Source organism: Pontibacter sp. HJ8, from assembly GCF_054824225.1.
Map to the genome: position 1 here is coordinate 1 of NZ_JSYF01000051.1, position 8,009 is coordinate 8,009.

Annotated in this window: 8 protein-coding genes; 3 read left to right on the top strand and 5 right to left on the bottom strand. The window is 54.3% G+C overall.

What is annotated here, in order from left to right:
- Positions 1 to 34 precede the first annotated feature (34 nt).
- Together OB13_RS02985 and OB13_RS02990 are read right to left on the bottom strand one after the other, a co-directional pair.
- Positions 35 to 766 carry a TVP38/TMEM64 family protein gene (locus tag OB13_RS02985; protein WP_461488664.1) on the bottom strand — a complete coding sequence of 244 codons (732 nt, stop codon included), beginning with the start codon at positions 764 to 766 and terminating at the stop codon, positions 35 to 37.
- Positions 763 to 1,602 (bottom strand): rhomboid family intramembrane serine protease, encoded by an 840-nt coding sequence (locus OB13_RS02990; protein ID WP_461488665.1) that lies wholly within the window; start codon positions 1,600 to 1,602, stop codon positions 763 to 765. The genes OB13_RS02985 and OB13_RS02990 overlap by 4 nt, the downstream gene beginning before the upstream one ends.
- Before the next feature lie 327 nt (positions 1,603 to 1,929).
- Between OB13_RS02990 and OB13_RS02995 the strand changes: the two genes are divergently transcribed.
- The 3 genes from OB13_RS02995 (at position 1,930) to msrA (ending at position 5,282) form a co-directional block, all read left to right on the top strand.
- On the top strand, positions 1,930 to 3,783 hold the full coding sequence (locus OB13_RS02995) for a glycoside hydrolase family 3 protein (protein ID WP_461488666.1): 1,854 nt from the start codon (positions 1,930 to 1,932) through the stop codon (positions 3,781 to 3,783).
- Positions 3,784 to 3,856: 73 nt separating this feature from the next.
- Positions 3,857 to 4,570 (top strand): hypothetical protein, encoded by a 714-nt coding sequence (locus OB13_RS03000; RefSeq protein WP_461488667.1) that lies wholly within the window; start codon positions 3,857 to 3,859, stop codon positions 4,568 to 4,570.
- A 169-nt stretch (positions 4,571 to 4,739) separates the two neighbouring features.
- Positions 4,740 to 5,282: a peptide-methionine (S)-S-oxide reductase MsrA gene (gene msrA / locus OB13_RS03005; RefSeq protein WP_461488668.1), complete on the top strand. Its 543-nt coding sequence runs from the start codon at positions 4,740 to 4,742 to the stop codon at positions 5,280 to 5,282.
- 55 nt (positions 5,283 to 5,337) lie between these two features.
- Here the strand turns inward: msrA and OB13_RS03010 are convergent, their stop codons facing one another.
- The 3 genes from OB13_RS03010 to OB13_RS03020 all read right to left on the bottom strand — a co-directional run bounded on the left by OB13_RS03010 (position 5,338) and on the right by OB13_RS03020 (position 7,833).
- Positions 5,338 to 5,850, bottom strand: a complete 513-nt coding sequence (locus OB13_RS03010) for an NUDIX domain-containing protein (protein ID WP_461488669.1) — start codon at positions 5,848 to 5,850, stop codon at positions 5,338 to 5,340.
- Positions 5,851 to 5,913: 63 nt separating this feature from the next.
- Entirely contained in the window at positions 5,914 to 6,933 is a 1,020-nt protein-coding gene (locus OB13_RS03015; protein WP_461488670.1) for an SDR family NAD(P)-dependent oxidoreductase, read from the bottom strand.
- Positions 6,934 to 7,047: 114 nt separating this feature from the next.
- Positions 7,048 to 7,833: an outer membrane beta-barrel protein gene (locus tag OB13_RS03020; protein ID WP_461488671.1), complete on the bottom strand. Its 786-nt coding sequence runs from the start codon at positions 7,831 to 7,833 to the stop codon at positions 7,048 to 7,050.
- Positions 7,834 to 8,009: the final 176 nt, after the last annotated feature.

Below are 8,009 nucleotides of genomic sequence, written 5' to 3' on the forward strand. Positions count from 1 at the left end.
AGAGCATAGGTATCCCGGGCAGATCCCCTTACACTCAGGCGCGTTTTCCGGAGGATTTTTTCTTGCTATACCTGTCATAGAGAACATAGCCTATGAACAGCGCCAGACTCACGCCCCCAACCCAGATTAGGCCGTTGATGAGCCGGTCGTTGCTCTCTCCCAGCCAGGCCAGCAGGACCGTAAGCGGTACTATACCAACTAGGGTAGCTCCAATAAACTTAAAGTAATTCATCTGGGTGATACCGGCTACAAAGCTGACGGCATCATTAGACAGGAAAGGAGAAATCCGGGCTACGATGACCGCCCATATGCCATAATCCGATACAAACTGGTGTACCTTATTTTCTGCCTTCGGCCCAATGATCTTACGCACGCCGGTAGCCCCCAGCGCTCTGCCAATCATAAAGCCCACGGTGGAGGCCACGACCACCGCCACAACAGCCAGAAGCGATCCCCATACCGGCCCGTACGCAATGATGGCTACCAGCATCAGGGCCACCACATTGATCACCAGCAAAAACATCTGGGCAACCATCGCCAGAATGATAAAGAAGGGTCCCCAGAATCCGAACTGCTCTACCCATACCGAGATCCGTTTTTCATCGCCACTGGTGAGCACGTCCCAGCCTTCTTTCAGGCCAGCCTGAAAATCTGCAGAGATAAAATAAACGGCTACCAGAGCAGCCAGTAAGATGCCTGTGATGAGGAGCGGCCACTTGCTTTGCTTTACATCTGTATGTTCTTTTTGTGTTGTCTGATGATTCATGGGCGTATAGATTTCTTTTCAGTAGACGCAAAGGCAGGGGGCTTTGTTGGCGCCTCCACCATACCCGATGTCGGATTGAGCCGGTAGCTGTGCTCATACGTCGTGTTTTTATGATTCGTCCCTAAGGTATAGCGGATCGTGTAGGGGCTGTTTCCCAGGCTGCTGCTTTGGTGCTGTTGCTGCACCAGCGTGGGCGCAGGTATAGCTTCTCCTGTTTCTTCTGCTTCTTCCTCATTCGTCCGGGCTGCACGCTCCCCATAGAGCAGCGCGGCTACCATACCTGCCAGCAAACCCCCGAGGTGCCCTTCCCAGGAAATGCGTTCCTCTACCGGGAACAAGCCGTAAAACAGGCCGCCATACAGAAACAGGATCGCCAACGCGACAGCGAGCCCTGCCCTGTCGCGGCGCAGCAGGCCGTTGAATAGCAGGTAGCCGGCCAGTCCGTATACCACGCCGCTTGCCCCGACATGGTAGGCTTCCCGGCCCATGAACCAGGTGAACAGGCCACTGACCAGATAGACAAATGTAAACACCTGCACCGCCACCGGCCGGTGCAGGAAAAGAATGAAACCCGATAACAGAACGAGAGGAAAAGAATTGGACAAGAGGTGGATCAGACCCGCATGAATGAGCGGACCGGTAAATATACCGATCAGCCCGAAAAAATGTCGGGGCAGTACACCGAGCCAGGTCAGATCGGATCCGCTCAGGTATACCAGCAGGCTGATGAGCCAGATCAGGCCTACGAAAAGTGTTCCGGGAAGAAAGCTGTAGGCGAATCGATCACTCTCTTCCGCTACATCAGGCGGGGCCTTTCCGACAGGGGCTGGAACCATAGAAATATTTTTCACAGAATAAGCCATACAGGTTATCGTTTACACTACAGAAGTAGCTCCATCCGGGAATAGCCTGCGATCCTTAACTATGAGGCTATACGCACCCGGCAGGCAGCAGGTACTTGCTTTCGGGGAAGCAGGCAGTGGGCTGAATATACTGGAATTGAACAAAAACCTGGCTGTCCGGCTTTACGTTTGTAGCTAATCCACGTATCTGCTCTCTTCCGGCTGCTATCCTTGTCTGCTTGCAGCAGTTGATAACGAAGGAGTAAATAACTAATTTTAAAATATATAAGTATTAAGATGTGGTCTTCCACCACAAGTACCATGCACGCACCTACACCACACCCTTTTACACGCTTCAAGAACATCTCCTGCTATACCCTGCTGATTGGCATGGCCCTTTTGCTGGGTAGTTGCGAGGGGTCGGATGCGCAGAAGCAGGTATACGCGCAGGACCAGCAACTTGATTTTTATCCGGCAGAACATCCCTATACGCCACCTGCCACGCTGGTAGAAGCCATCCAAAACCCATCGCCCTGGGTAGACTCCGTCTTCAGTACCCTCACACCCGACGAGCGTATCGCGCAACTGATCGTTATAGAAGCTTTCTCAGACAAAAGCCCCCGGTATGAGGCGGATGTCATGAACCTGATCACCAGGTATAAGGTAGGCGGCCTGATCTTTTTCCAGGGAGGGCCTGTCCGGCAAGCCAAACTAACCAACCGCTTTCAGGCAGCCTCCAAAGTCCCCCTGCTGATCTCCATGGATGCCGAGACAGGCGTAGGCATGCGCCTCGACAGCACGGTGCAGTACCCCTTCCAAATGTTACTGGGAGCGATCGAGGACAATGGCCTCATTTACCGAATGGGTGCCGAAGTAGCCGAAGAGTTTCGGCGCCTGGGCATGCACGTCAATTTTGCTCCGGTTGCCGACATCAACAACAATGCGGCAAACCCCATTATCAGCTACCGCGCTTTTGGCGAAGACAGGCTCGATGTGACGGCCAAGAGCCTGGCCTATATGCGGGGGATGCAGGACAACGGCATCATAGCGGTTGCCAAGCACTTTCCGGGCCACGGCGACACCGACGTGGATTCGCACTACGACCTGCCCGTGATCCCGCACAACCGTGCCCGGCTCGACTCCCTGGAGCTATACCCATTCCGGGAACTGATCCGGCATGGCATCGGGGGCATCATGGTGGCGCACATGCACATGCCGCAGCTCGATACGACTATGAACCTCCCGTCCACCCTCTCCAAACCGATCGTGACAAATCTGCTTAAAAAGCAGCTGGAATTCAAAGGGCTGGTGTTTACGGATGCCATGGTGATGAAGGGTGTTACCAAATACTTCCGCCCGGGAGAGGCCGAAGCCCGTGCCCTCATGGCCGGCAACGATGTGCTGGAGCGTCTCAACAGCGTACCCAAAGCCATCCAGGCCATTAAACTGGCCATTGCCAGAGGCGAACTCTCGCAGGCAGAAATAGACAGGCGCTGCAAAAAAATGCTGGCTGCCAAACAATGGGTCGGACTGGACAAGTACCAGCCTGTCGAGTTGAAGAACCTGGCTGAGGACCTCAACCCTTCAGTTGCCGACAGCACAAACCATGCGCTGGCCGAAGCGGCCATGACGCTGCTCAACAACCACAAACACACCCTCCCGATCCGGCGGCGGAAACGTCAGAAGATCGCCACCCTGTCGTTCGGCGCCAAACGCCCGACGATCTTTCAACGGGAAGTAGGAAAATACACGACCAGCACCACGGACTTTGTCATCTCCCGGAAAGCAGATGCCAGGGCGGTAAAGAAAATGAAAAAGCAGCTCCGGGGCTATGACCTGGTGCTGGTAAGCCTCTACGGCCCGGGCGTTACCCCGAGCAACCGGCTGGGGTATTCGAAAGAAGCGACGGCCTACGTCACAGAGCTGGCCACATCGGGCAAAGCGGTCGTCACGCTTTTTGACAATGCCTATACCCTGAATGATTTCAAAGACATTCATAAAAGCCGTGTGCTGCTCGTAGGGTACCAGCCGCACGCGCATGCCCAGATAGCCGCAGCGAAGTTGTTGTTTGGCAAGATACCCGCCAGGGGAAAACTCCCGGTTACCATCAACGGCCATTACCGCTACGGCGACGGCATCAGCAAGGACAAACCGCTGCTGGCTGTACGCCCCTAGTATCCTGAACGTGGCCTTTCCGTAAGTAAGGCAAAGGGACAACGATACCAACTCCCTGTAAAGAAATATCAACATGAAAGATACGCTGTATAAAGGAATGAAATATGCAACAGCTCTCACCCTGGGGCTGTTCCTCTGGAGCTGCGAAGGCAACCGGACCGCTGAAAACACGGAAGAGATCACCGTGGATACGGCTGAAAAAGAAGACACGGCCAGCGTCATGCGCACCGGCAAAACCGTGGACGATCAACTGGAATCGCTGCGGGGCTGGATGAACGAAAAATCAGAGCAGGCAGACACCGCTATCCGGGAGGATTGGCCGGAAGTAAAGGAAACGTTCAAAAAACGGTCCGCGGAGCTCGACAAGAACATCGACAGCCTGTCTGCAGAATCCAAAGCGGAGTATGCCCGCCTCAAGCAACGTTATGAGCGCTGGGAAAGCCGCCAGGAGCGCCGACAGAATACGCCGCTGGATGCCAAGGAGATCGCACAGTGGCAGGAACAGTTACTCCGCGAGTTTAATGACATCGACACCGTTACACCCCAGAACATACGCGAGGCCTACCTGACCTTTATGGGAGTGGTGCGGGCCAAACGCCAGAACTGGACGCAGAATGACTGGGACTACGTGGACCATGTATACGGCAAACTGAACCAGCGCCGCCGCCAGATCGAAGGACAGATGTCGAATAGTGACAAGCTGAAGGTAAGGGCTTTGCAGGCGGAATACCTCTCCATAGAAGGGGCAGCGGATGCCAAAAACATGATGCAGAACATGCGGAATTAACTCCTCCGGTATACCTGGTCCTGCGCTATACCTGAACAATTGGCAGCGACGGCGGTTATACGGTACGGCTGGTCTTTCCGGGACTATTGTCGTAACTTCGGGGTTTAAAAACAAAGGGAGGTCTGGTCGCACGTTGCGCCATACCTTCCTCTACCTAAATTGAATACATATGGAAAAGGCAACCTTTGGGAATGGATGTTTCTGGTGTACGGAAGCGGTTTTTCAGGAGCTGGAAGGGGTGGAAAAAGTAGAATCCGGTTATGCTGGCGGTCCGGAAGAAAACCCTACCTACAAACAGGTATGCTCCGGCACAACGGGCCACGCCGAGGTGCTTCAGATCACCTATGATCCTCAGAAAATAAGCTATGCCGAGTTGCTGGAAGTTTTCTGGAAAACCCATGACCCGACTACCCTCAACCAGCAAGGCAATGATGTGGGCCCCCAGTACCGCTCCATTGTCCTGTATCACAACGAGGAGCAAAAGCAACTGGCAGAGCAGTACAAGCAGGAACTGGATGCCTCCGGCGCTTTCAACTCCCCGATCGTCACGACAATAGAGCCGCTTACCAGGTACTACCCGGCCGAAGATTACCACCAGAATTACTTTAACACGCATGGCCATGAGCCCTACTGCAGCTTCGTGATTCGCCCCAAGGTGGACAAATTCCGCCAGGTGTTCAAAGACAAGCTCAAGCCGGCAGCCGCCAAGTAACGAATCCTATACCTAAAAAGGGTTAGCAGAGATGAACTGCTAACCCTTTTTTCGTTTATTCCTGCAGCTGCACCCACTGCTGGGCAATGATGGTCTTGGCATCGGCGAAGGTCTCCCGCAGCAGCTCCTCTTTTGAAAACGAAACCAGCTCGATGTGCTCGTGCTCGTCTTTCTTTCCGCCGCCATCGGCGTGCTGGTGCGACACCTCGGCATAGTACAGATGCACCTTTTCGGTGGTGCCGCCAGGGGAAGAGTAGAAGGTATGCAGATGCTTGAGGCTGTCCACGCTGTAGCCGATCTCTTCTTCTATCTCACGGGCTATACTGGTTTCCGGGCTTTCGCCCGCGTCCACCATCCCGGCCACCACCTCCACCAGCTCTGACTCTGAGCCTACCCGGAACTGGCTGGTGAGGATGTAGCGTTCCTGCACCGTGTCATACACCAGGGCGGCCACAGCCGTTCCCCGGTCGAACTGCTCCCGCTCGAAGGTATGGCCGTGCTGCTCTACTTTCAGTTTATAGATCTTGAAATAGCCGTCGTAGGCCTTCTCTCTGTTCTTGATTTCCATAAGGGCGAATATACGCAAAGCCAGGTATAGCCTGGCTTTGCAAGGTTTGTATGTTGCGTTGATTTAAAGCTCGTTATTGCGGTATTCTGCCTTCTGTGTTCTCTCCGTAAGGTCTGACATGGAGAGGGAAGTTTCACTCTCGAAGCCTTTTTGGCTTCGCTTCTCGCCGGTAGGGCCGGGCAATACCCGGTTCAGTACGGCAAAAAAATCAGTGGTTATCTCGGGGGAGAGACCGTGCACGAAGGCCCCGATTTTGGCAGGCAGCGAGGTTACCACTTCCGCGTCGCCGTTGCGGCAGGCATCGAGTATCTGTTTGGCCGAATCTTCCGCGCTGATAGAGCTCAGGGGATTGGAATCGGCTATTTTAAACAAGGTATACTCTTCTTCATGCTGTCCTTTGATGTTGGCATGGCGCGGGCTGCCGGTTTGCATCAACCCGGGCGATGCACAGGTCACCAGGATGTTGTGCTGCTTCAGTTCTGCCCGCAAACCCTCTGATAAGCCCACCAGGGCAAACTTGCTGGCACTGTAGGCCACCAGGTGCGGCACGCCCAGCTTGCCGCCAATGGATGCAATGTTGAGTATACGGCCGCCACCACGCGCTTTCATAGCGGGCAGCACAGCCAGGGTCGTATAGAGCGGCCCCCAGAAGTGAACCTGCATAGCCTCCTCAAAATCCTGCACGGTCATTTCTTCCAGCGGCCCGGCCGTGATGATACCGGCGTTGTTGATCAGCACGTCAATGTTACCAAAGTCGCGCTGTATTGTATCGATCATCTCGTTCACCAGCGCCTGCTGTGTTACGTCGCAGGGCAGCACCAGCACGTCGGCCCCATTCCCGGCCAGTTCCATGCGGGCGTTCTCCAGCTGTATCTCGTCACGGGAACAGAGCACCAGCCGTGCGCCCTCTTTGGCCAGTTGGCGGGCCATCACAAAGCCGAGGCCACGGGCACCGCCAGTAATCAGCACGACCTTGTTCCGGAAATCGTAGGCATTGAGTTTACGGTTGATGGCCCTGGCGGCCAGCAAAGCGCCGGCACCGGCTGCCAGCCACCAAAGTTTTTTTTTGTTCTGTGCTTCCATAGGATGTGGTTTTGCAGGTGGTTACTGCCAGTGGCCACACAGGCTTTCAGCAGCCCTTTTTTCTACGGCAGGCAGGCACAGGGGTTGGGAAAGAAACTTCTAGAGGATGACAGGCTACTTTTTCTTTTTATCGAATCCGCTTATACCTTGTTTCTTCTTAGTGAAGACTTCGTTTTTGAGGATCGGCGTATACATGACCTTCACAGACACGACGCCATAGTGGTCTTTGGTGTGGGCGATCCCGATCCGGGGCCCCACATTATCCAGGTAATCGGTAGAGGTCAGGTGGTACATCATCTCCGGTGCCACGCTCCAGTTGTCCGAGAAGCGGAAACGGAGCCCGACTCCAAAAGGAATCACTGCGGCAATGGCAGGATAAGTGCGCTCCCGGTCGTAGGTTTCCTGTGAATTTTCTCCTCTGTTGGTAGGATAGGAAGTAGGGGTATAATACACAAAGCCGCCACCGGCTTTGATGAAGGGCACCACAAAGCGCTTCCGGGTAGACCGGTAGTTGTTGGTGCCGCTATAGCTGTCCATCAGGTTGATCACAACCGTAGCCGATACCTCGATCACTTCCGATTCAAAAGTGATATTATGGAAAGGGGTTTTTTCGGTGGCTCCCAGCTTCACATACTCCACCTCCCCGCTGAAGGACAGGTAAGGGTTGTACTTAAACAAAGCGCCTATGCCCATGGCAGGGCCGATATCGTTACAGCCCCAGCTGCCGCAGATGTCGCTCTTGACAGCGGCCAGGCCTGCCCCCGCCTGGATCACCAGGCCACGCTCCGGAATCTTGCTCATGCCCATGCGCCGGATCACACTGCCCTGCCCAAAGGTAGCTGTAGTGGAAAGAGCGGCTATCACTAAAAAGAATAGAAAGAGGGGTAATCTCCTGTTCATGCTCCAGACAGGTTTTTTCATCGTGTTCTTCGTCACCTAATAGTCGTGTTTACAGGTGCTATGGCCTTGTACTACCGAAGTCAGTGCATTGTTCCGGCCATCGGGTTCGGGCTGACAAGGACAATAGTTTCTCCTGATAAAAGGATGGCAAAAGCATGCTGCTTTTTTCTATCTAC